The sequence below is a fragment of the Azoarcus sp. Soil_N_20 genome, from assembly GCF_057656155.1.
The window spans coordinates 28,705-51,496 of record NZ_JBDGKX010000025.1 but is presented as its reverse complement, the minus strand read 5'-3'; the positions used below and the strand labels follow the sequence as shown (position 1 = coordinate 51,496).

Here is a 22,792-nt window from a genome sequence, read left to right as displayed (position 1 = left end):
CCGGGAGGGGTTGCCGAATTATACCGAAGGCATCGGGGTGCGCGCCGTCGCCGGCCTTTTTCTACAGCCTCAACGTTTGACGTGAGGGGCCGCCGTAGCGGCGAAGCCGCGAAGGGAATCCACAAGCGCAGCTTGTGGGCGGTCCCTCTCGACGGAATTGTTAGATTCAATTTAGCTAGAACGGAATGTCATCATCAAACCCCGGCATTGGCTCGACGTAACGTTTTACGGCATTTAGACGTGCGTGAAGATTGGCGAGTGCAATCCGCTGCTTTTCTAGCGGGGCGCCTCGAAGAAATTGAAGAAAGTCTTTAAGTATCCATGTCGCAAAACCTTGCTTTCTGTAGTAGTACTGTCCAGACATAAGTGTTCTGAGCATAGGCGCGCAATCTGGAATCTCAGTCTCCAACATGCAGTTTCGGTACGCGGCCTCTAGTTGACTCCTGATTCGATCTAGATCGTTTATATATTTTGTTCCTTCTTCGATCTTCGTTACATGTTCGATGACCGCATTTGCGAAGTATCTATAAGCGTTTTGCTCATGTTCTTCAAAGTCAATATCTTCCGACCGCCGAAGGGTCAGTTCATTTTTTGCCTCAAGGAAGGAAGAGATTCTTTCTGCAGGGTCTCGGCGACACATACGCTCAAGCAATGCAGTGTGCTTGAATTGCTCAATGCCAATTTCTGTGATCAGTTTCTCAAAGAGCTTGGCTACAAAATAAACTTCAGTAGAGTGATCGTAAACTCCCGCTGCAAATTCAAGCGGCGGTTCGCACCACCAATTTAAACTAATGCTCTTGTCAAAATCCACCGTAGCCTCAACGCGCTTTCCAAACCCAAGATCGATTATCTTCAGTATCCCATCGTCACGCACCATAATGTTTTGTGGACGAATGTCTCGGTGAAGAATTTGTGAGGACTCTAGGTAAGCAAAACCATCGATCGCCTGAATAAATACTTCGTTGACCGTTTCTGGCTTAAAACCAAGGTGCTCTTCAATATCCGACCCTTGCACATACTCCATAAGGATATAGCCGGTTAGCTTTTCCGGGTAGACGTAATAATTGAAAACGCGAACGACGTTTTGATGGTGCACTTCGTGCAACAATTTTATTTCTCTCAAAAAATTCTTGAAGAGTTCTTGGCGGAGCGATTCGATGATTGGCGAGTATTTCTTGCAAACGAAATTGCTCTCAATCACATCGTCACGAAGTAGAACAGTCTCCCCGCACGCGCCGCTGCCTAGGCGTTTCACTAGAACGTAATCTCGGCGTCGCAAAAACGGAATAACCGATCCAGGTGTAAGTGCGGTTGTCATGGCGCTTCAGAAATCTAACGTGGAAGTGAGTGGCCTGCGCGGCTTTTCGCGCAGGTCCGCTCGACTGAAAAGTTAGACCTCGGCGAGAATGCCGACATATATCCTCACGAGGTTCTTAAGAAGACTCGACATTCGAACTCCCTCGTCGCGAAGTGCATCCGCGGTGCTGTTGCATATGCCCTTCAGGACATCTCCGATCTCCGTAATCGCTCCTGTCTTTTGATCCTTCAGCGCATATCCACGCTCCCAAGCCATAGAAACGAGATTCAGGTCAAAGTGATCCTGCCCTTTCCATGTCGGCGATCCATGAACAAGGGAGTTTCGCAACTCGATCGTTGTTTGAAATGCGTCGTGAAATGCCTTTCGAACTAGTGGAACCTCTTCCTTCTTGACGTATCCGCGATCCGCAGCAGCCTTAACAACTTGGCTGTGAATTTCTCGAAACCGATAAAACTCGTGGAAATAGGTTCTGACAAGCAGGTAGAACCTGGTCTTAGGTGATCCTCGAAATAGAACGTAATCCGTTGGGAGCGAGCGCATGTCGTTAAGAACCATATTTAGGTTATCAATCACGCCATTGTTCTCGGAAATCCACATAAACAGGAAGAACGCTCGATCAAGAGGCTCAGTAAGCTTTCCCAAATCTATGTTGCCACTCTCAGTCGGAAGTCCATCGCGTTCCATTCCCTCGATCATCAACGGCCCAAGTTGTTTTAGGTCATCGAGATGTTCTAGAGGGAATGGGACCTCCTGTATCTCCGAAATGAGTTGGCGATGAAATGACATTGGCGAGGTCTAACGTGTAAGTAACCTGCAACCGCGCGAGGCGGCTCGTTCGAAGAGCGCACCGCTTTCGGTTGTCAGGTTGACCGGAAAGTTAGGATATGAATTATTCGAGATCATCTATTTGTAGGGCTTTGGGATAACGACGCCGAAGAATCCAAAATAGAAAAATCCCAAGTCCGACATAGAGAATCCCAGCGAGAAACAATATGACACTCGTGGGTCGTTGAACAGGTACAGTAGCCTCCGTAAATGGGAACAGTAGCCCGAATAGGCCAATTCCAACGCCAGCAATGGTCACCATTGCGGCAAGGAGTCGCGGGGACATCTTGAGAGGGAAGGCCCTTGCTGTTATGCGACGGGAAATCACCCGCCCCAAGTCCTTGGGTCCATTTGGCATGCCTCGAAGCGTTCCTAATAGCGAAAGATGCCTTCTTTCACTGGAATGCAGAACTTCCAATACGGCGCCATCACCGCGATCGAGGAAGTCAAAAGTAATCGTTGCTGCATTTGATTGTTCGCTAGATGTATTGACGCGAATACCTGTCACATCCCTGGAGTGTTTAAGAATTGATGCTGAAAGAATTTCTGCATCCTGGCTAACTTCTAATCTTAGAGGGTCGGCCCTCACTACGCCTTTACCATCGATCGTTTGTTCGCCTGCGTTCCAAAGAACAATCAAAGACCTGGTAAGCCTCGGTATGGGTCGTCCCTTGTACTGAACGGTTACCTCGGCGGGAAGCTTTGCCTCCGCATGCCCGAGTAACCTGTCACCCAAGGTCCTGTACGCGAGAATGGATCGCTGGCGGGTTAGAACGTAGGTAACTACAGCCGCAATGATTCCTCCTAGGCCAATTAAAGATCCCACCCAACCTGGCGCTAATGCACCGAGTATTTTTTCTATCAAAGCCATCCTTTCAGAGACTACAAGTGGAAAATCCTAACGTTGAAAATCACCGGACGAAGGCAAGCGCAGCTTGCCGGAGGTCCGGTGGATTGTGATGTTGGGCGTCGTGCTACCCATGAAGACAAGCCTCGGCAATTTGCTGCACGCGAGCCATTGTGATGCCCTGCTGCTGTTCAAGTGACAGCGGATGGTCGGAGGGCTCCAGAACAATGTTGGGACGCTCGCCAACAGGCATGGTTTGGACGCTGGTCTTGAGACTCAAAGTGGTGGGCTCGTAGGGCAACGCACTTTGCAGCCAACCAAAATACGGAGGCTCCGTTTCGCGCCCTTTGCTATGCCAAAGTTCGCTTGCCCGAAGAAAGCTCTTCTCGCTCAGCGAGACCCATGCAAGCCAAATGAACGGGCCAGGCCCATCGATGACAGGGAGAAGAATGCGACCGAGGACAAAAAAGTGCTTGTCATCCAACACACATTGGTCGGAGGTAAGTTCGCCGCGAGAACTGCGCTCAGCCTCCGGCAGGGAAAGCCAAAGTGCGGGTGCCCTAGCACCAAAGCACATTGGCAACTCATCGTGATATTGCCCGCAAGTGGCGCAGACGAAGCCAGTCATTGTGACGCCCATGGTTCAGGCTAAGGGGCCGGCTTTAGCCGGTCCCGAGTGAGCGAAGCGAACGACTTGAACCGATTGTTAGGCATGAGGTTACTCAGTAAGCCGTTGTATTGGCTCAATTTCATTATCCTCAAACCATGTGTCTTTATCGGAGGTTGGATGCCCTCCGAGCGCGTTGTAATTGACAGTTAATTCAGTGTCTTTTGTTATTTGAGATACAGCGATGAACCGTAAAAATTGACCATTACCACAAGCCTCATAGCGTAGGTTGGCTGGGTTTGAGTGGTTGTACATACTGCCATAACCAAGTGCGATTGCATGAAAGTCACTCATTTTGGCTAGGGCATTCCAGTTGAAAACTATATGACGTATTTCTGTGGGCAGATCATCAAAGTCTCCTGATACGAGGATTACAGGGCAGATCTCCACTATTTCCCCTGGAGAAATTGATCGGTTTGCATAGACTCCGCGACCAATAGCAGTCCCGGTATCTTTGACATATCCAATGGCTGGTTGTGAACGCATGCTTTTGCCTAACGTGTTGTAGACAGCAAGCCTGCTGCGTAAGTGGGAAATCTGACGAATAAAGCCAGAGATCCATTATGTTCATTTGTCATTGAAAACATCGCTTTACCCAACTTTTCGTAATCTTGAAAAGTGCATACGCAGCAGGCAAACCCGTCGTGTGTTCGGACTGCGCTTTCCCCATCCGTCCGCTTGCTTGTCCGGCACCGCAAACACGCCATCGACAAGCGCCACATAAGACTTCTCCAGTCTGCTCGCCAACGGCCGCCGTTCGCCGCAACGTCTTGTTACAGGCGTGTATCTTAAGCCAAAGCACGGCCTTCAGTGTTTTGGCATAGCCGCCCGGTATGACATAGATCACGGATCGGACATCTCGCTTCAGGCCCCGTCAAGACTGTCCTCGCTGAAACGCCAGCCGCGCCAGCATTTCAGGGTCTGTTCGAGCCTTTCAAGACGCACCGTCCGCGTCTGCCTCCGATCGCGCACCCACCTGCGCCACCTTCATCCGCATCAGCAACGCATGCAGCATCTCCGTCGACAAGCCATGCAGCACCAGCCGATACCCCGCTCGCAGCGTGCTCATCGGCACCAGCGGGTGCTTGTTGTTGAGCAGGATCAGGTGCTGCGGTGCGCCGAGTATGATCGCGGCGTAGATGCCGATGGTTTCGTCCAGCTGCAGCGAGTTGGCCGCGCGCCAGAAGTCGTTGTCGGTGAGGAAGAGCTGGTAGATCGGGGTGAAGCATTCGATCGCGGTCTGCAGGTCCATGAAGTTGAGCTTGGCGTCGGGCATGGCGTCGAGGCGGACGGCGGGGTCGGTGATCATGCTGAGGTCGGGCTGGGCGACGAGGCCGAGGGTTTGATTGCCGTCGCGCAGCGCCTGGTTGAGGCGGATGACGAAGTTGAACAGGTTGAGGTCGTGCTTGAGGAAAAGCTCGTCTTTGAGCTCGTCGAGCGCGACCGGGGTGATCGGGCTGGTTTCGACGGGGATGGGCGAGTTGCGGGCGATAAATTCCAGGATCTGGGCGCCGAGGGTGAAGTGGCGCAGCACCAGCCAGTTGGCCTCGGGCGAGACGAAGCGCTTCATGCCTTCGGCGAGCAGCCAGTGCAGTTTGCGCGAGGCGGCCCAGCGCTTGGGTAGCAGCAGCTTGACGACTTGGATCAGCACGATGAAGGCGCGGGCCAGCGGGCGCACGAAGGGCAGCAGGAACTGCCGCGACACCGAGCTGGAATCTGCCAGCCACGCGGCCTTGACCGGGTCGGGCAGGGGCGTGCTCTGGTCGAGGTAGAGCGCGAGCCAGGGGCTGGGGTCGCGCGGGTCGTGGGCGCGGGTGAGGAAGTCGGGGGCGGGCTTCACGCTTCAGTGTCCAGGATGTCGTGGAACTGCATCAGGTAGAGCTGGGCGGTGCGGCGCGCGGTGCCGAGGATGTGGCGGGCGGCGTCCGGGTCGACGGCGATGGCGAGCTCGACCGCGGCGAGCCAGCGCTGCAGGTGGTGCTGGTCGTTGGTGCCGTGGTAGTCGAGGAAGCGGAAGGCGGCGGGCGGCAGTTCGAGCTGGCGGCGCAGCAGCGGCAGCAGCGCGGGCACGATGCGCTGGCCGGTGCCTTCGATGATGTAGATGGCGCCGAGCAGGCCGAGCGGGTTGTCGGTGGCGGCGAGCGCGTGCAGGTAGGCGTTGAGCGCCTCGCCGCCCGGGTTGCGGCGCAGCGCATCGAGCGGCGCGGTGCCGCCGGCGGCGAGGTAATCCTCGTACAGGATGCGGAAGTCCTGCTGTTCTTCGCCGGCATGGGTTTCGATCAGTGCGCCGAGTGCGGCGAAGGGGGCGCTGAGCGAGGCCACCGCTTCGCGCATCCACTTGCTGCCTTCGCGCACCTGCGGCACCCATTGCGCGGTCCAGCTGCGGTAGTCGGCGACGGTGAAGCGGCCGGCGACGAGTTTGTGCACCACCGGCGTGCGCCACACTTCCGAGCGGTAGTCGTGCCAGATGCCGGCCAGATGGGTGAGCAGGTGGCGCAGGTGGGCGGGGGCGTCGTCGGGGTCGTGCGGCGGGGCGGGCAGTTCAACCGCGAGCGCGGAGGGGGCGGTTGCGGGCTGGGCGAGGCGTGATGCGGTTTGTGCGTTTTGCGGGGTGCTGTTCGGCGCGCTGTTCGACGCATCGGCGGCTTCGACTTCGAGCAGCATGTAGGCGGCGCTGATGCGGCCGGATTCGGGGATGAAGCAGAAGATCTGCTCGCCCGGGTGCAGCTCGCGGCTGTCGAGGAATTCGGCCAGCATGATGTAGATCGAAGCCGCGCCGGTGTTGCCGCGGGTGGCGAGGTTGCTGTACCAGCGCTCGCGCGGGATGCTCAGGCCGGCCTTGTCGAGCAGGTCTTCCACCACCGGGATGAAGCGCGCCGACGAGTAATGGCAAAGGAAGTGGTCGACCGTGGCGGAATCCACCCAGCCTTCGCGCACAAGCTTGACGTATTCGTGGATCGAGACGTCGAACAAATGGGGCAGCAGGCGGATGTCCTGGCGGATGGCGAGCGCGCCGTCGGCCTCGGCTGCGGACGAGGACGGATAGTCGAGGAAGGAGGTGCTGCGGTCGGGCGACAGGCCGAGCTGCATGCACACCGGGTAGTCGCCGGCGAAGCTTTTCTGGTGCACCCACTTGAGCTTGAGGCGCAGGCCCTTGCGCGCGCCCGGGCTGCGGGTGAGCAGCAGCGCGCCGGCGCCGTCGGACAGCATCCAGCGCAGGAAGTGGGCGTCGAAGTCGGCGTCGTAGCCGCGCGGGGCGAAGCGGCTCTTCTTGAACATGCGCGAGGGCATCTCGGCCGCGGCGGCGATCGCGTGCCGGTGTTCGCCGAGCTCGATCGCCTGCGCGGCGTGCTTGATCGCCAGCACGCCGGCGGCGCAGATGCCCTGGCTGGAGAGCGTTTCCATCGGCGGCGCGCCGAGTTCGCCGTGGATCATGCTGGCAAAGCCGGGCATCAGTGCGTCGCCGCCGGACGAGCCCACCGCGAGCAGGCCGGCGTCGGCCAGGTCGACGTCGGTGCGCGCCAGGCAGTCGCGGATCGCGGCGGCGGCGAGCTGGGCATGCGACATCGTGGTGTTGCCCTCGGCGTCGATCGCGTAGTGGCGCTGCACGATGCCGTTCTCGCCCAGGATGCGCGCCTTGATGCGGCCGGAGAGGCGGTTGAGCGGGGCGATGTAGGCGTCCATCTCGTCGTTGCCGATGGGCGGGCCGGGCAGGTGGAAGCCGGCGGCCTCGACATAGACGTGGTCGAAACGGGTGGGCATCAGGCGGTCTCCGAGGGGGGCGCGGCCGGCGCGGGGGCGACGGGGCGATGGTCGTTGTTATGGGAGGGGGCGGAAGGGGCGATCGGGGCCGTGTCGCCGGTGGCCATCAGGCTGCGGCTGCGCAGACGGGGCACGAACAAGGCAAGGACGAAGCTGCGGAACATGTAGGGCAGCAGGCCGCCGGCGTTCAGGCGCGGGTCGACGTGGTCGCGGTAGTCGCGGTGCAGGCGGGTGAGTTCGGACCAGTGCGCCCGCGGGTGTTCGTGGTGAGCGGTGTGCAGGCCGATGTTGAACAGCAACGGATTCACCCAGCCTTCGAAGTTGCGCGCGTAGTTGGTGCGCGAGTGGCCGTCGGCGTGGGCGTGCTGCAGGTAGTTGGTGGCGAGCAGCCAGTGCAGGCCGTGCAGTTGCGGCAGCAGTACCAGCAGCAGCCACTTCTCGGTATCGATCGCGGCCAGTGTGCCCCACAGCAGCGCGACCGCGGCGTACTGGTGCAGCGCGTGGCGCCAGGCGCCCGAGCCGCGCCGGCGCTGGGCCAGCAGCCAGCGCACGAACAGCGGGTAGAGCACACCCACCGCCTGCAGCGGGTGGATCAGGTAGCCCCACAGATGGTTGGTGTCGCCGCCGAAACGGTAGGTGCGGGCGACATCCAGCGGGCCGTGGCGGTAGCGGTGGTGGTTGGCGACGTGGGCCGGGTAGAACACATAGGTCGGGTGGCCCTGCAGCAGCGTCAGCCACAGGTCGGTGAGGCGGTTCAGGCGCTTGCTGCGCCACATCCTGCGATGGGTGTGGTTGTGGTGGATGACGCCGGTGCCCAGTGTCAGGAACAGCATCGCCGCATACAGGGGCAGCGCGATGCCGTGCACCCACTGCCACGCGGCGAGCGCCGGCAGTGCCGCCATGTAGGCCAGACTTTGGAGGTCGCGCCGGTTAAGCAGCACGGCCGGCCTGGCGGGCAAGGTCGCGGGCGATGCGTTGGTGCGCCGCGTCCGGCGGCAAGGCGGTGCCGAACAGGCGATCCATGAACGGGAACATGAAACCGTAGTTGCCGTTGAAGCAGGCGTGGTGCAGGTGGTGGCGGCGCGCGCCGTTGAGCCACCAGCGGTCGCGGTGGGCGTCGGGCAGGAAGTCGTAGTTGGAATGGCCGATGCAGTTGAACAGCAGGCTGAACAGCGGCGCCGACAGCAGTGCGGCGAAGGCGAAATCGTGCACCACCATGGGCAGGATGATGATGTTGCCGAGCATCGCCGCCTCCAGCGGATGAAAGCTGTAGGTAGCCCACGGCGTGGTGACGATGGAGCGGTGATGCGGCAGGTGGAAGCGGCGCAGCCAGCGCGTGTGCAGCAGCCAGTGGTTGGCGTAGAAGTGCACCTCGTTCCACACCACCAGTACCAGAATCTCCAGCACGATGCGCCACCACGCGGGCTCCACCGCCAGCCGCGCCCAGCCCAGCTGCAGCAGCCCCCACGGAAAGATCATGCCGGCGCCGAACAGCACCACCGACGAGGCCGACAGCAGCAGCTCGCGGCGCAGCTGGCCGGCGCCGAGCGGGCGCGGATCGAGCTGCCCGCCGTGACCGAGCGCGGGCAGGATGCGGCGGGTCAGCACCCAGGTGAGGGCGCCGAAGCCCAGGTAGATGGCACCGAAGAACAGCCACCCGGCGAGGATGATCTCGTACCAGCGGGATTCGAGCAGGAAGGCTTGCATGGGGCGCGAGGGTGGGCAGGTCGGGGGGCAGGTCGGCGGACCGGGCGAGTGTAAGCGACGATGCTCACCTTATGCCAATGGGTGATGCGGGCAGTGGCCCGGCTCAATGGGCAGCGCAGGGCCGGCGCAGGGCAATTTCCTTCAATACACGGACGCAGCGGATCGCGATCATGCCCTGGCTTTCACCACACCTGCATGGAGCGACTCCGCCGTGACTACGTATTCATCGATCCGCGATTCCGATCCTGTCCCCGATCCCGCCCTCGCAGCCGCGACGGCGCCTCCGTGGGCGTCGACATGGAGGCGGTCGCGCGGCGCGGCGACTTGTCCCGCGTTGGCCCACGTGGTGAGGGGGTGAGCGATGGAACCCGCGCTGTTCACCTCGATGGCCGGCTTTGCCGTGGCGGCCTCGATCACGCCGGGGCCGGTCAATCTGGTGGCGCTGGCGTCCGGCGGGCGCTACGGATTTCGTGCCGCGATGTGGCACGTCACCGGGGCAACGGTCGGCTTCGTTCTGCTGCTGCTCGTGACCGGGTTCGGGCTGCACGAACTCATCGAGCGCTGGCCGCCGCTTGCCGGCCTGATCAAGTGGGCCGGCGTGCTGTTTCTGCTCTACATGGCGTTCAAGCTCGCGCGCGATGACGGGCAGCTGTCGTCCGGCGGTGACGAGGGGCGGCCGTCGATGCTGGCCGGAGCGGTCATGCAGTGGCTCAACCCCAAGGCCTGGCTCGCGGCGATCGCGGGCATCGGGGTCTATTGCGCAAATGGCGACACCGGCTTGCTGTGGCAGTTCGCCGCGATCTACTTCGTGATCTGCTATGTGTCGATCGCGAGCTGGGCCGGGGCCGGCCTGTTCCTGCGCCGCTTTCTGCACGATGCGCGCAACATGCGGCTGTTCAACCGGCTGATGGCCGCGGTGATCGCCGGCAGCGTGGTGTATCTGCTGTAGTGTGGCTAGCGCCGAGGTGCGGTGTATTGGCGCGGGGTGGCGGCGACGTGGCGTTTGAACAGGCGCTGAAAATGGGCCTGGTCGGCAAAGCCGGCGGCGAGTGCGACGTCGGCGATCGGGCGTCCGCGCTTGAGTTCGGTCTGCGCGTAGCGGATGCGGCGGTTGATGAGCCAGGCGTGCGGGGTCATGCCGTAGCGCGTCTTGAAGGCCCGGATCAGGTAGGAGGGCGACAGCCCGGATGCGGCGCAGATGTCGTCGAGTTGCAGCGCGCCGGTGCAGTGGGCGTCGATGAAGTCGGCGGCCCGTTCGAGCCGGTGGTTCGGCGGCAGGTCGCGCTCGTCGCCGACTGGATCGAGCCGGTGGCAAAGCGTGTCGAAGTAAGCCACCGCCGCGCTTTCCATGCACAACACGTCGCTGTCGGGATCGGCGAGGGTATCGAACAGGGCGTTCAGCCCGCGGTAGAGGCCGGCGTCGGTGCTCACGATCGTGGCCAGGGCTCGAAAGTCGCGTGCGCCGGCGTCCTCGTGCCCGTACTGCCGGCGCGCGAGCCAGGCCACGTCCACGTAGAACATGCGGTACGACCACGCGAGGTCTGCAATCGGGTTGCAGGCGTGCACGTCCTCCGGGTTCATCAGCACGACCGTGCCCGGGCCGACGTGCGCCTGTCGCCCTTGGTTCCAGTAGATCGACTCGCCGCCGGTGATGATCCCCACCGAGAAGGTCGGGTGGGCATGGCGGTCGTAGCAGACCTTGCGGCCGTCGTCGACCGAGCGCGCCTCGATGAAGGGCAGCGCCGGGTCGCGCCAGAAGAGATGGGTGTCGGGCTGTCTTTGTGTCATGGGTAATTCAGCATCCCAAGGGTGAGGCATTGTGCGACCGCCGGCGGGAAATGTGTAAAGGGCAGGCGGTTTTTTCCCCACTGTGGTTTCGGGCGAGCTATCGACACATGCGGTACAGGCCCATGTCGACATGAAAGTGATCGCGATGGGCGGCGTTGTAGTCCGGGCCGAGTGTGCTGTTGAAGCTGGCGCAGGCGCCTTCGTGCACCCGGCGCAGGAAGCGTGCTTCGTCGCCGTCCGTGGTCCAGTCGCGCAGCACGCCGATGCGCCGGCCATCGCGCAGGCGGAAACCGACGATATCGAGCGCGTTGGCCGATGCATGCTGACTGCGCCGTTGGCTGCCCGCGACGCGCCGGCAGGCGAAGCTGCCGACATGCTCGACCAGCGCCACCGGCTGACCGAACACCGCTTGCGCGGCGGGTTGCAGGTGGTGTCGCTCGAACAGGGCAAAGGCCGCCGCGAGCGGGCAGCTGGCGACAAAGCTGGTGTTGAATTTCAGTTCGGAGGCCTGCACTCGCAGGACGTTGTGCAGCGGGCAGTCGGCATCCGCGCTGCTGTCGGGCAGGGGGATATAGCGCAGTGGTGAGGTGACCAGGGCCTGCCGACACAGCGCCGGATCGTCTTGCAGGCGCCAGAGCTTGTACGAGGTCAGCAGGTTCGGCGTTTCCCTGATATCGAGCGGCGCCCAGGGGTTCCAGCGCGCCGGTACGTCGAGCCATTGCCGGTACACGGCCACGGGCAGCGCAAGCAGGGCAAACACCACCACAAACAGCAGCAAGCGGCGCAAGCCATCCTCCTGTCAACGTCGACGCGCAGCACATCCGCAACCCGCTTGACCGGGACAACGGGGTTCGGTTCAGCGCGGGCGTGGCCACGCCCATCGCTTTCGGGCTGCCCGGGCGCTTGCGGGCGGTCTTGCCAACGATCCCGGCTTGGCCGATGCTTGAACGGCGAGCGTGACCTTGTCGATGCCGCGGGTGGCGGTCGGATGAGTGACAGCAGGAGGCCGTGATGGAGATGAAACGCATCAGTTCCGGGAAGTTGCGCGCGATTGGATACGATCGGCAGGCGCGCACCCTGCGGGTCGAACTCGACGATGGCAGCGCGATCGAGTATGCGGGGGTCGGGGAAGAGATCTGGCGTCGGCTGTCGGGTTCCGGCTCGGCGTGGAGCTATTACCGCGACAACATCGAGGAGGAGTTCGCCGGCCGTCGGGTCGCAGCGAACGCGGCGGAGAAATCGAATCCGCTTGATGAGCTGTTCAGGAAGTAGGGTTCGGCAGGTTTCACGAGCAAGGGAAGCGCTTCGGATCTCTGCAGCGTTGTGATCGGAAACCACGAATCGGAACGATCGTCCGCCATGTCCCGCATCTTCCTCAGCCACTCCAGCGTCGACGAACGCGAGGCCGTCGCCCTGAAGCAGTGGCTCGCCGACAACGGCTGGAATGATGTCTTCCTCGACATCGATCCGCAGCGCGGCCTGGCGGCGGGCGAGCGCTGGCAGGAGGCGCTGCGCCAGGCGGCGGATCGCTGCGAGGCGGTGGTGTTCGTCGTCTCCCCGGCGTGGGCCAAGTCCAAGTGGTGTCTGGCGGAGTTCCTGCTCGCCAAGAGCCTGAACAAGCGCGTGGTCGGCGTGGTGCTCAAGGAGGTGGCGCTCGGCGAACTGCCCACCGAGATGACGGCGGAGTGGCAGCTATGCCCGCTCGTGGGTTCCGGCAGCACCGAAGCGGTCCGGTTCGTCTATCGCGAAGCCGAGGACCGCATCGACTTTCTGGCCAACGGCCTGTTCCGGCTGCGCGACGGCTTGCGCCGCGCCGGGCTGGAGGCGGACTTCTTTCCCTGGCCGCCGGTGGACGATCCGCAGCGTGTCCCCTACCGTGGCCTGGAGCCGCTCGAGCCCTGCGACGCGGCGGTGTTCTTTGGGCGCGACGTGGAGATCCTGCGCGGGCTCGACGCCCTGCGCGGCATGCGCGCGAGCCTCGACAAGCGGCTGTTCGTCATTCTGGGTGCTTCCGGGGCGGGCAAATCGTCGTTCCTGCGCGCCGGATTGCTGCCCCGCCTGGCGCGCGACGATCGGTATTTCCTCACGCTGGCGCCGGTGCGGCCCGAACGGGCGCCGCTGACCGGCGAGCGCGGCCTGGCACAGGCGCTGCGACGGGCGCAGGTGGCGTTGAACCTGCCTGCCACGGCACCGGGGCACCTCAAGGCGCGGCTGCGCGGCGAGCAGGGGCCGGCAGAGCTGGCGGCGCTGTTGCGTCAATTGCAGGACGCCGCGGCCGTCCGCCTGCTCCATCCTTCCGACGGCGCCCCGCCGCCCACGCCGGTGCTGCCGGTGGACCAGGCGGAAGAGCTCTTCAACACCGATGCGGGGGACGAGGCCCGGACCTTTCTGCGACTGATCGGTGGTGCGCTGGGCGCGGCGGGGCAGGACGTGGACGGCTTGATGCCGGTGCCGATGATCGTCGCGTTCACCATCCGCTCCGACCGCTACGAGCCCCTGCAGGCCGCCCCTGAACTGGCGGGCCTGCAGGGCGTCGTGTTCGACGACCTCAAGCCGATGCCTTCGACCCGTTTCCGCGAGGTCATCACCGGCCCTGCGCGGCGTGCCACCGAGGCCGGCGAGCCGCTGAAGGTGGAGCCGGCCCTGGTGGACCAGCTGGTTGAAGAATGTACCCTGGGCGGCGACACCCTTCCGCTGCTGGGCCTGACCCTGGCCCGGCTGTACCGCGACTGGAGCAGCGACGGCGCGCTGAGGGTGGATGACTACCACGCCATGGGCGGGCTGGCGAGCGTGGTCAAGACCGAGATCGAGTCCGTGCTGGCGGCCGACCCGGCGCAGCGCGATCGGCAGCTCGAACTGCTCCATGCCGCCTTCGTGCCCTGGCTCGCCACCATCAACCCGCAGAACGACCAGCCCATGCGCCGCGTGGCGCGGCTGGCGGACCTGCCGCCGGACAGTCACGGGCTGATCCAGGCGCTGGTGGACAGGCGGTTGTTGCTCACCGACCAGCGCGACGGCGAGCCCGTGGTGGAGGTCGCCCATGAGGCGCTGCTGCGCCAGTGGGATGTACTCTCGGGCTGGCTGGCGGCCGAGCGCGAAGACCTCAAGGATGCCGACGTGCTGGAGCGCGCGGCGCAGGCATGGGACAAGAGCGGGCGGAAGGATGCCTGGCTGATGGAGGCAGAACGGCTGGCGATTGCCGAAGCGCTGGCGGGCAGGCGCGGATTTACCCGGCGATTGGAGGGCTGCCGGGCGTTCCTGCAGGCGTCGCGGGCGCGCGAGGATGCGCGGCGGGCGGAAGAGGAGCAGCGTCGGCAGGAGGAATTGGAAGCGGCCCGCCGGATTGCGGCGGAGCAGGAAAAGCGCGCGGAGGTGGAGGCGCAGGCAAGGCAGGATGCGGAGGCCGCTGCCCGGCGGCTGCGTGCGGGGCGGGTGAGGCTCAGGGTGCTGGCGGCGGTGGCCGTGGTGGTCGCGGGTGGCGCCTTGTGGATGTGGGACGAGGCCACCAAGGCCGAACAGCGGGCGACCGAATCGTCGGTGCGGGCCAATGCGCTGCGGCTGGCTGCGGAGGCCAGGGCGATGCTGGCCGGCGCCCTCGACGGCGGCGACGAGCGGGCGCTGCTGCAGTTGCTGGCAGGCGCCCGCAGCTCGCCGGGGTCGGTGGACCGGGAGATCCTGGATGTGCTCAAGGGACGGGAACTCCTGAAACTCAGGACGGTGGGCATCAATGAAGCGCCTCGTGCCGTGGCGTTCGGCCCCGACGGCAGCCGCGTCGTCGCCGGTGGCAGCGACGGCACGGTGGAGGTCTGGGACACGCACAGCGGCCGCTCGGTGGCCTTCGAGGGCGAAGTCCACCATGGACCGGTGAACGTCGTGGCGTTCAGCGCGGACGGCAGCCGCTTCGTCACCGGCGGCAGCGACAAGCGGCTGATGCTGTGGGAGGCTGCAGCCGGCCGGCGCATCGGCGAACCGCTCAAAGGGCACGACGGCGCCATCAACAGCGCGGCCTTCAGTCCCGATGGCGGGCGCATCGTTTCCGGCAGCGACGACAGGACGCTGCGGTTGTGGGACGCCACAACCGGCCGGGCCATCGGGGACCCGTTCGGCCAGCACGAGGCCGCGGTATTGGGGGTCGCCTTCCCGGATGCCGATCACGTCCTCGCCGGGGGTGCCGACGCCACCGTGCGGAAGTGGGACGTCGCAACCGGCCAGGCGGTTTCGTGGCCGCTGCAGGGGCTGTACTCGACCAGGGTACGAAGCATGGCCTTCAACGCCGAAGGCAACGAGGTGGTCGCCGGCACCGACGACGGGTCGCTGCTGGTGTGGGACGCATCCACCAGTGGGGAGCTGTTCCTGAATCCGATCAAGGGGCACCAGGGTGAGGTGCGCAGCGTGGCTTTCAGCGGCGACGGCCGCCGCATCGTCTCGGGCGGCGACGACAGGACGGTGCGAGTATGGGATGCCGGCAGCGGCGATCCGGTGGGCGTGCCGCTGGAAGGTCACGGCAACCCGGTACTTGGCGTGGCGATCAGCGGCGACGGCGGCCGGGTCGTCTCCAGCGGCAATGGCGAGCCCCTGCGCCTGTGGGATACGAGGGTGGCCCAGCCGCTGGCCACGCCCTTGGGAGGCCAGGACCACCAGGTGTCGAGCGTGACCTTCAGCCCGGACGGTAGCTTGGTCGTTGCCGGCAATCTGCGCAACGGCTTGCGGATGTGGGATGCGTCGACCGGCCAGCCGCTGGACGACAAACCGTTCAGGGGACATCTGTACTGGGTGTCGAGCGTGGCCTTCAGCTCCGACGGCAAGCGCATCGTCTCCGCCAGCCATGACGGGACCTTGCGCCTGTGGAATGCCGGGGCCGGCACTCCGTTGGGCGAGCCGCTGGGCACGCTGGGCGGCCCCCCCATGACGAGCGTGGCCTTCAGCCGTGACGGCAGCCGCATTGTTTCGGGTAGCGGGGACAACACCCTGCAGCGGTGGAATGCCAGCACCGGCGAGGCCCTGGGTGTGCCGTTGCAGGGACACCGGCAGGGGGTCGAGAGCGTGGCCTTCAGCCCGGACGGCGCCCGCATCGTCTCGGGCAGCCGCGACAAGACGCTGCGGCTGTGGAATGCGAAGGACGGACAGCCCATCGGCGAGCCACTCACAGGACACGAAGGCGCGGTGACTTCGGTGGCCTTCAGTCCCGACGGCAGCCGCATCGTTTCCGGCAGCCAGGATACGACACTGCGACTGTGGGATGCAGCCAGCGGCGGCGAGATCGGCAGGCCCCTCGAAGGGCACCGGGGACCGGTGTCCAGCGTCGCCTTCAGTCCCGACGGCCGGTACATTGTTTCTGCCAGCGGCGGCCCCCTCGGCATTTCGCCGCCCTCGCTGAGCTTCGAGATCGATACGGCCCTGCGGCTGTGGGATGCCCGGACCGGGCGGCCGCTGGGCGCGCCGCTGCAGGGACACACCGACGAAGTGTGGGGCGTTGCGTTCAGCCGCGATGGCAGGCGCATCGTATCTGGCGGGCGCAGCGGAACGCCCTACCTGTGGTCCGCCCCCGATGCATGGCCCGATGAGCTTTGCGCCAGGGTCCCCCGCAACCTGAGCCGCAAGGAGTGGCACGAGTGGGTCTCGCCGCAGATCGACTACCTATGTCAATGCCCCGGTCTGCCGATCCCGCCGGACGACCCGGATTCGAAGGCCGCTCCGGAACTTTGCCCGGGCAAACCGGGGGAGTCGTCGTTCGCCCCTGGCCGCCCATCCGGCTGAGCGCAGAAGCACCTTACGCCCGACCCGAACCGGCGCGGCGCGATCCGGTCCCGTGCGCCCAGGTCGTTGCCTGGGACGTCGCGGGCGCGGAGACAGCATCGAGACAGCTATTTCTTCTTTTCGCCATACATGCCGGTATCGGCGTGCCCCAGCAGGGCGTCCGGGTCACGGCCGTGGTCGGGGAACAAGCTGGTGCCGATACTGACCGAGACGGTCGCCGATTGCGTACCCAGCTGATAAGGCTCGCGCAGGATCTGATGGATCTTGTCGGCGATGGCACTTACGTTGTGTTGCTGGCTCGGTCCTTCGAGCAGCACGACGAATTCGTCGCCGCCCAGTCGCGCTATCGTGTCCTCCTCGCGCACGGTGTCGGTCAGGCGCCTGGCGACTTCGACCAGAACGGCGTCGCCGGCAGCGTGCCCCATCGTGTCGTTGACTTCCTTGAAGCGATCCAGATCCAGGAACAGCAGGGCAAAGCTTTCCTCCCTGCGCTGCGCACGGGCAATTGCCTGGTGCAGACGGCTGGTCAACAGGCTGCGGTTGGGTAGCCCGGTCAGCGGATCGTGATCGGCGGCGTAGGCCAGTTCTTCCGTTTTCAGCAGTGTTTCGGTCACGTCGCGCAAGATCGAAACCGCGCCCACCACCTCGTGATGGCGGTCGTAAAGCGGGGTTGCCAGCTCCTCGATGACCCGCCGGTCGCCGCACTCCTGAATCATGACCGTCTGCTTTATCACCGGGCTGGCCGTGCGCAAGGTGTCTTCCATGGCCGTGCTGGTGCGCTGGTGTCGATGCCGATCGAAGCTCTCGAACACCTCGCTGGCCGGACGTCCCTGCGCGCTGGTGGAGCTGCGGCCGCAGAGTCTTTCGGCAACCGGATTCAGGTACTCGATACGGCCTTCGGCGTCGATCAGGGCGACGCCCTCGCCGATCGAGCTCAGGACCGTCAGCAGCCGATCCTTTTCCAGCACCAGGGCTTGTTCGGCACGGTCGCGCCGCCGGTTCTCCTCTTCCAGTTCGCGCTTGTCGAAGCGCAGGATCAACGAGGTCCGAACCGAGCGATGGAAATTCAACGCGGAAACGACCGTGCTGATGAAGAATATCGAGGTCATGACACCCATGAGGATGTGCAGCGTCGTGCCAAGGGTGACGTAGCGAATCGCCAGCGGCAGCAGCGCGGGTAACAGGAACGCCAGGCAGCACTCCATCCTGAACGCCAGGACCGTGACGCTGCCGGCGGACATGCCGGCGAGGACAAAGGCGACGAATACCTCATGAGCAACCGATTCGTTCGGAATCATGACGTAGGCCGTTGCCCCCCAGACGATGCCAGCGAGGGCGGTACCGGCCAGATAAGTGAAGTTCCATCGCCGCGCCGCGTCGGGACCCGGACGGAGGCGGGCATAGCGGCGGACGAACCACGTGCGCAACGCCGTCACCGCGACGAGGGCTCCATACCAGGAAAGCACGGCCGGAGTGGCAACATGGGCGGTCTGAACAAATGCCAGGATTGCGCCATTGACCAGTGTGACAGAGTAGGCCAGCGGCGCATTCCTGTAGAGCAGGGCGACTTGTTCAGCGTAAAGCTGAACAGCGTACCTGCCTTCAACGCCGTCACCCTCCATGGCCGTCCCGCATGACCGCTCCTGGTCGCAGTTCGCAGTAACCGGACCCATCAGGCATCAAGCGCGATGATCGACGCACGCGGGCCGAGTCTCGGTCCAATATTCCAATCTAGGCCAAGTTCGCGCAGAAAGCTGCCAAACAACGCGGGTACGGACGACCGACAGGAACGGCTCGTCCGTGACCGATCGGTCTGCCAGGCTGGTCGGGCCCTTGCCGTCCGGTCTACCTGTCCTTGGTGCTCCCTGCGAACGCCTGGATATTGCGGGTCGGCCCGGACACGATCAACAGGTCTCCGGGCAGGACGCGGGAGCTGGGGGTCGCGTGTTGAAAGTCTTCATTGGCGCGCTTGATCCCGACCACCGTCACACCAAAGCTCTCGCGCACGGCCGATTCGGAAAGCGCACGGTTGTGTGTAGGCACCGGTGCGTGAATCTTGGCGATGGCAAAGCCATCGTCAAACTCGATGAAGTCCATCATCCGGCCGGTGATGAGATGCGCAACCCGCTCGCCCATGTCCGCTTCGGGATAGACCACGTGATGGGCGCCGATACGTTGGGCAATCTGGCCATGTTCCGCCGTCATCGCCTTGACCCAGATGTCCTTGATGCCCAGTTCGGTGAGCGCCATGATGGTCATCAGGCTCGCGGCAAGGTCGGTGCCGATGCCAACGATGGCGTGGGCAAAATCGGCAACGCCCATCTGTCGCATGACGTTCACATTGGTCGAGTCGGCCTGGACCGCGTGCGTCAACAGGTCTGCCCAGTCCTGGACCGGCTCTGCGTCCCGGTCGATCCCCATGACATCGTGCCCCAGGCGCATGAGGGACTGTGCGACCGAGCTGCCGAAGCGCCCCAGTCCGATGACCACCACACTGTCGCCTTTCGAAAAGGCGAACTGCTCCGTAAATAATCTACCCAACAATTGGATGCTCCTCAGGATAGCGGAAGGGCATACGCCGCTCGCCCAATACCAGCGACGCTGCAAGCGTAATGGTGCCGACCCGGCCGATGTACATCAGCAAGGTCAGCATGAGCTGACCCGATGGCGGCAGATCGGCCGTGATGCCGGTGGACAGACCGACCGTGCCGAATGCCGAGATGACCTCGAAGATGACCTGATCGGTGGGAAAGTCCGTGGTGCGCAGGATCACCAGTGTCCCGAGCACGACCATGACACTGCCGAGTACAAGCACCGTGATCGCCTGACGCTGGGCCGAAGGGCCGACGCGGCGCCCGAACGCTTCGCTATCGCTGCGTCCGCGAATCTCGGCAACGACCAGCAGCATCAGGACGACTGCCGTGCCGACCTTGACCCCGCCGGCCGTCCCGCCACTGCCCCCGCCGACGAACATCAGGAAGTAGTGCAGCGCCCAGCTCTCATGAGTCAGCGCACCGATGTCGATCGAGTTGAACCCTGCGGTTCGCGCCGATACCGAGGCGAAAGCCGCCGAGAGCAGTTTGTCCGGCATCGCCATCGGGCCAAGGGATCCGGGATTGGTCCACTCGAACAAGAGTACGGCGACAAAGCCGCCGAGCAGCAAGGCTCCGGTGCCGGACAGCGTGAGCTTGGTGTGCAGCGACCAGTGGCGAGGGTCCCCGATCTTGAAGCGCAAGTCGTGGAGGACGGGAAAGCCGATGCCGCCGACGACAATGGCGACCATCACCGGCAACAGGATCAGCGCATCGGTGGCGTAGCGCATCAAGCTGTCCGGGTGAATGGAGAAGCCCGCGTTGTTGAATGCCGAGACCGCATGAAACAGCCCGCTCCATGCGGCCTCGCCCCATGGCAGGTCGTGCGTGACGTGCAGCCTGAGGGTAAGCAGGGCAGCGATGACCATTTCCGAGACGAAGGTCACCACGAGTACCAGCCTGGCCACACTGGAGACGTCACCCAGGCCGAGCGAATGGGTCTCGACCTGGGTGATCAGCTTGGTCCGTAAGCGCAGGGATCGATTGACCATCAGGCCGAGCAAGGTCGCGGCGGTCATCATGCCGAAGCCGCCGATCTGGAACAGGATCATGATGATCGACTGGCCGAACGTGGACCAGTAGGTGCCGGTGTCCACAACCACCAGACCGGTCACGCAAACCGCCGAGACGGCCGTGAACAATGCGGTCAGCCACGGCGCGCCGTTGCCCTCGCCATGGGAGACCGGGAGCATCAGGACGACGGTGCCGAGCGCAATCGCGAACAGGAAGGCCAAAGCCACGGTGCGCGTGGGGTGCAGTAAGGATTTCATGGGAGGACTTCAGCGCTGCTGCGGGAGGGTTGCGGCGATCAGGAGGGTTACCGGAACCACGTTGGCGAAACGTGCGCCGCCCCACGGCGATACGATGCTGGCATCGGTTTTCTCATTGTGGTTTTCTGCGATCCACGGTACGGGGGGCCGGAAACCGCGGCAGAAGGTCAGGAGGCGGTGGATGTTAGAGGTCCGAATGTAAAGATGGTACAAAGATCGCAGCAGCACATCGCACCTTGCCACCGCGTACGGCATCGTGAACCTGAAGGACGGATGGGTTGCCGAGCGAGCGAAGGCGCCGATGTCCGAACCAGTGCCCGTTGCCCGCACGCACCGAGTGCTTCGCCGCCGACTGACAGTCACGGCGCCAGCGTCCGCGCCACGCGGAATCCCACGCAATAGCTGCGCTTGAACGGTTCCCACGCCTCACGTCGTGCAGAGCGCAACTGGGTGGGGGGGTAGGCCCAGCATCCGCCGCGGATCACCCGCGTGGCGCAGTTCGGGGCGACCCAGGCTGCTCCGGTGGCTCGGGTGCTCGCCGGCATGTCGGCGTAATCGTCGTGGTAGCAGTCGGCGACCCATTCGTGCACGTTGCCGTGGGTGTCCATCAGGCCGAACACGTTGGGGCGGTAAGCGCCGACGCGGGCGGTGCCGACGCGAACACCGTCGGCGCACCAACGGTTGGCGTTCCAGGTGGCGTCCAGCGCCCGGTCGGCACCGTTGCCGTACTGGCACAGGCGGCTTTCGTCGTCGCCGAAGGCGTAGCTGTCCTGGTTGCCGGCGCGCGCCACGTATTCCCATTCCGCCTCGGTGGGCAGGCGGTAGTCGGCGCCCGTCCTGTTGCTCAGCCAGCGCAGGTACGCCACGGCGTCGTCCCAGCTGACGCACACCACGGGGTGGTCGTTGGCCTGCTCGAAGCCGGGCGAGCGGAAGTCTCGCCCGGGAATGTCGTCCCACACCTTGGAGGGCGAGGCCGGGTCGATGATGCCGATGCACTCGTTGCCGGTCTGATGTCCGGTCGCCTCGACGAACTGCCGGTACTGGCCGATCGTGACCTCGAAGCGGCCGACTGCGAACGGTTCGGCGATGCGCACCGCCTGGCGCGGCCCCTCGTGGCGATCCTGCGCCGCCGTCCATTCGGTGTCGAGCGAGCCCATGAGCAGCGGCCCCGCGGGAATCACGATCATCTCGGGGCAGTCGGGGCAGTCGGCGAAGCGCGACAGCGGCTGCCGGCCCGCCGGGCCGTCGGTTGGCGCCGGCGGCATGCCCGCCAGGCGCTGCGCGGCGGCCTTCCCCTCGTCGCTGTCGCGGAAGGTGGTGAGGAAGTCGGCGACCTCGCGCCGGTCGTCGGAGTCCTTCACCTTGCTCCAGGCGCGCGAGCTGATGTACTGCATCCACAGGCCCGCCTCGCGGCCCTCGGGCGTATCCGGGTGGCGGTTCACGAAGTCCGCGAGCAGGGCGGGATTGGTCTTGTCGGCATAGGTGAGCGTGCGCCATTCGCGCGCCGACGGGCGAATCAGCGCTTCGAGGCCGAAGGCGGTGGGCAACTGCCCGGCGTAGATGGCAGCGAACAGGCCCCCGGCGATCAGCAGCACTGCCGCCGCGGCGAACAGCGCGCGCAGCAGACGGTGATGCCGCACCCGCAGCGGCAGGCGCCTGGAGACCGTGGCGACGAGGCGGTCCGAGTCGCGGTGGAAGTATTCGCCGCGTATCTGCAGGGCGTTGCGCTCGACCAGCGGGCGGATATCCTCGGGCAAGTCGCCGGCACCTGGCACGGCGGCGCCGTCGACCAGCACCGGAATCACGTGTACGGTATTGCGCCGCAGTGCCGAGGCGATTTCGATGCGCACGAAGTCGCTCGCATTGTCGATGCGCCGAAGCCCACCCGCGTCGGCCGAACTCAGCCAGCGCGGCCCAATGACCGCGAGAAAGACGTCGCACTGGGCGACCTGCGCGTCGAGCAGGTTCGCGAAATCTTCGCCGGGCGGAATGTCGTCCACGTCGATGAAGACGCGCCGCGGCGGCAGCGTGCGAACCAGACGGTCGCGCAATCTGCCCGCCCAGCCCGAGCTGTCGTCACGGCGGTAGTTGATGAAGACGTTGCCACTCATCGGTGTCTGTGCCGGTACCCCCACGTCAACCGCGGGGATGGGCCCTCCGTACCTTGTTGCAATGGTCTGTCCGGTGTCACTGTGGCAGACGAAGCACGAACAGCGCAACGGCATTGTCACGAACTTGACACCCGCCCGGGCGCCCACT

18 protein-coding genes are annotated in these 22,792 nt (G+C 64.1%); 3 read left to right on the top strand and 15 right to left on the bottom strand.

Translation table 11 applies throughout. The features are described from left to right. Nucleotides 1-175 precede the first annotated feature (175 nt). The 9 genes from AC3A35_RS26585 to AC3A35_RS26545 form a co-directional block, all read right to left on the bottom strand. On the bottom strand, nt 176-1,318 hold the full coding sequence (locus tag AC3A35_RS26585) for a protein kinase family protein (RefSeq protein ID WP_487439565.1): 1,143 nt from the start codon (nt 1,316-1,318) through the stop codon (nt 176-178). A 72-nt stretch (nt 1,319-1,390) separates the two neighbouring features. After that, on the bottom strand, nt 1,391-2,002 hold the full coding sequence (locus AC3A35_RS26580) for a hypothetical protein (RefSeq protein ID WP_487439564.1): 612 nt from the start codon (nt 2,000-2,002) through the stop codon (nt 1,391-1,393). Nucleotides 2,003-2,207: 205 nt separating this feature from the next. Then, complete coding sequence (locus tag AC3A35_RS26575) at nt 2,208-2,783, bottom strand: hypothetical protein (RefSeq protein WP_487439563.1); 576 nt, start codon at nt 2,781-2,783, stop codon at nt 2,208-2,210. A gap of 334 nt (nt 2,784-3,117) precedes the next feature. Next, nucleotides 3,118-3,618, bottom strand: coding sequence for a DUF2199 domain-containing protein (locus tag AC3A35_RS26570; protein WP_487439562.1), 501 nt, complete (start codon nt 3,616-3,618; stop codon nt 3,118-3,120). Between the two features lie 90 nt (nt 3,619-3,708). Beyond that, nucleotides 3,709-4,143, bottom strand: coding sequence for an SET domain-containing protein-lysine N-methyltransferase (locus tag AC3A35_RS26565; protein ID WP_487439561.1), 435 nt, complete (start codon nt 4,141-4,143; stop codon nt 3,709-3,711). Between the two features lie 448 nt (nt 4,144-4,591). Next, nucleotides 4,592-5,497, bottom strand: a complete 906-nt coding sequence (locus tag AC3A35_RS26560; RefSeq protein WP_487439560.1) for a DUF6999 family protein — start codon at nt 5,495-5,497, stop codon at nt 4,592-4,594. After that, nucleotides 5,494-7,419 carry an iron-containing redox enzyme family protein gene (locus tag AC3A35_RS26555; RefSeq protein WP_487439559.1) on the bottom strand — a complete coding sequence of 642 codons (1,926 nt, stop codon included), beginning with the start codon at nt 7,417-7,419 and terminating at the stop codon, nt 5,494-5,496. Before AC3A35_RS26555 ends, AC3A35_RS26560 begins: the two co-directional genes overlap by 4 nt. Further along, entirely contained in the window at nt 7,419-8,378 is a 960-nt protein-coding gene (locus AC3A35_RS26550) for a fatty acid desaturase (RefSeq protein WP_487439558.1), read from the bottom strand. Before AC3A35_RS26550 ends, AC3A35_RS26555 begins: the two co-directional genes overlap by 1 nt. Next, entirely contained in the window at nt 8,350-9,126 is a 777-nt protein-coding gene (locus tag AC3A35_RS26545) for a sterol desaturase family protein (RefSeq protein ID WP_487439557.1), read from the bottom strand. The genes AC3A35_RS26550 and AC3A35_RS26545 overlap by 29 nt, the downstream gene beginning before the upstream one ends. Nucleotides 9,127-9,487: 361 nt before the next feature. Here AC3A35_RS26545 and AC3A35_RS26540 point away from each other — a divergent pair, with 361 nt between their 5' ends. Then, nucleotides 9,488-10,075 (top strand): LysE family translocator, encoded by a 588-nt coding sequence (locus AC3A35_RS26540; RefSeq protein WP_487439556.1) that lies wholly within the window; start codon nt 9,488-9,490, stop codon nt 10,073-10,075. 5 nt (nt 10,076-10,080) lie between these two features. On the opposite strand, the gene AC3A35_RS26535 is transcribed toward AC3A35_RS26540, so the two are convergent. Continuing rightward, a complete protein-coding gene (locus AC3A35_RS26535) occupies nt 10,081-10,914 on the bottom strand; it encodes an AraC family transcriptional regulator (protein WP_487439555.1) in 834 nt (277 codons plus the stop codon). Nucleotides 10,915-11,011: 97 nt separating this feature from the next. After that, entirely contained in the window at nt 11,012-11,701 is a 690-nt protein-coding gene (locus AC3A35_RS26530; protein ID WP_487439554.1) for an extensin-like domain-containing protein, read from the bottom strand. A gap of 224 nt (nt 11,702-11,925) precedes the next feature. Between AC3A35_RS26530 and AC3A35_RS26525 the strand changes: the two genes are divergently transcribed. Next, nucleotides 11,926-12,186, top strand: a complete 261-nt coding sequence (locus AC3A35_RS26525) for a KTSC domain-containing protein (protein ID WP_487439553.1) — start codon at nt 11,926-11,928, stop codon at nt 12,184-12,186. Between the two features lie 87 nt (nt 12,187-12,273). Beyond that, nucleotides 12,274-16,671, top strand: a complete 4,398-nt coding sequence (locus AC3A35_RS26520; protein ID WP_487439552.1) for an nSTAND1 domain-containing NTPase — start codon at nt 12,274-12,276, stop codon at nt 16,669-16,671. Nucleotides 16,672-16,778: 107 nt separating this feature from the next. Here the strand turns inward: AC3A35_RS26520 and AC3A35_RS26515 are convergent, their stop codons facing one another. From AC3A35_RS26515 to AC3A35_RS26500, 4 genes are all read right to left on the bottom strand, one after another. Then, the gene (locus AC3A35_RS26515) at nt 16,779-18,293 is read right to left on the bottom strand and encodes a diguanylate cyclase domain-containing protein (protein ID WP_487439551.1); all 1,515 of its coding nucleotides are present in this window, start codon (nt 18,291-18,293) and stop codon (nt 16,779-16,781) included. A gap of 223 nt (nt 18,294-18,516) precedes the next feature. Then, the gene (locus AC3A35_RS26510; protein WP_487439550.1) at nt 18,517-19,215 is read right to left on the bottom strand and encodes a potassium channel family protein; all 699 of its coding nucleotides are present in this window, start codon (nt 19,213-19,215) and stop codon (nt 18,517-18,519) included. Next, on the bottom strand, nt 19,205-20,533 hold the full coding sequence (locus AC3A35_RS26505) for a TrkH family potassium uptake protein (RefSeq protein WP_487439549.1): 1,329 nt from the start codon (nt 20,531-20,533) through the stop codon (nt 19,205-19,207). The genes AC3A35_RS26510 and AC3A35_RS26505 overlap by 11 nt, the downstream gene beginning before the upstream one ends. 359 nt (nt 20,534-20,892) lie before the next feature. After that, entirely contained in the window at nt 20,893-22,644 is a 1,752-nt protein-coding gene (locus AC3A35_RS26500; protein ID WP_487439548.1) for an SUMF1/EgtB/PvdO family nonheme iron enzyme, read from the bottom strand. Between the last annotated feature and the right edge of the window lie 148 nt (nt 22,645-22,792).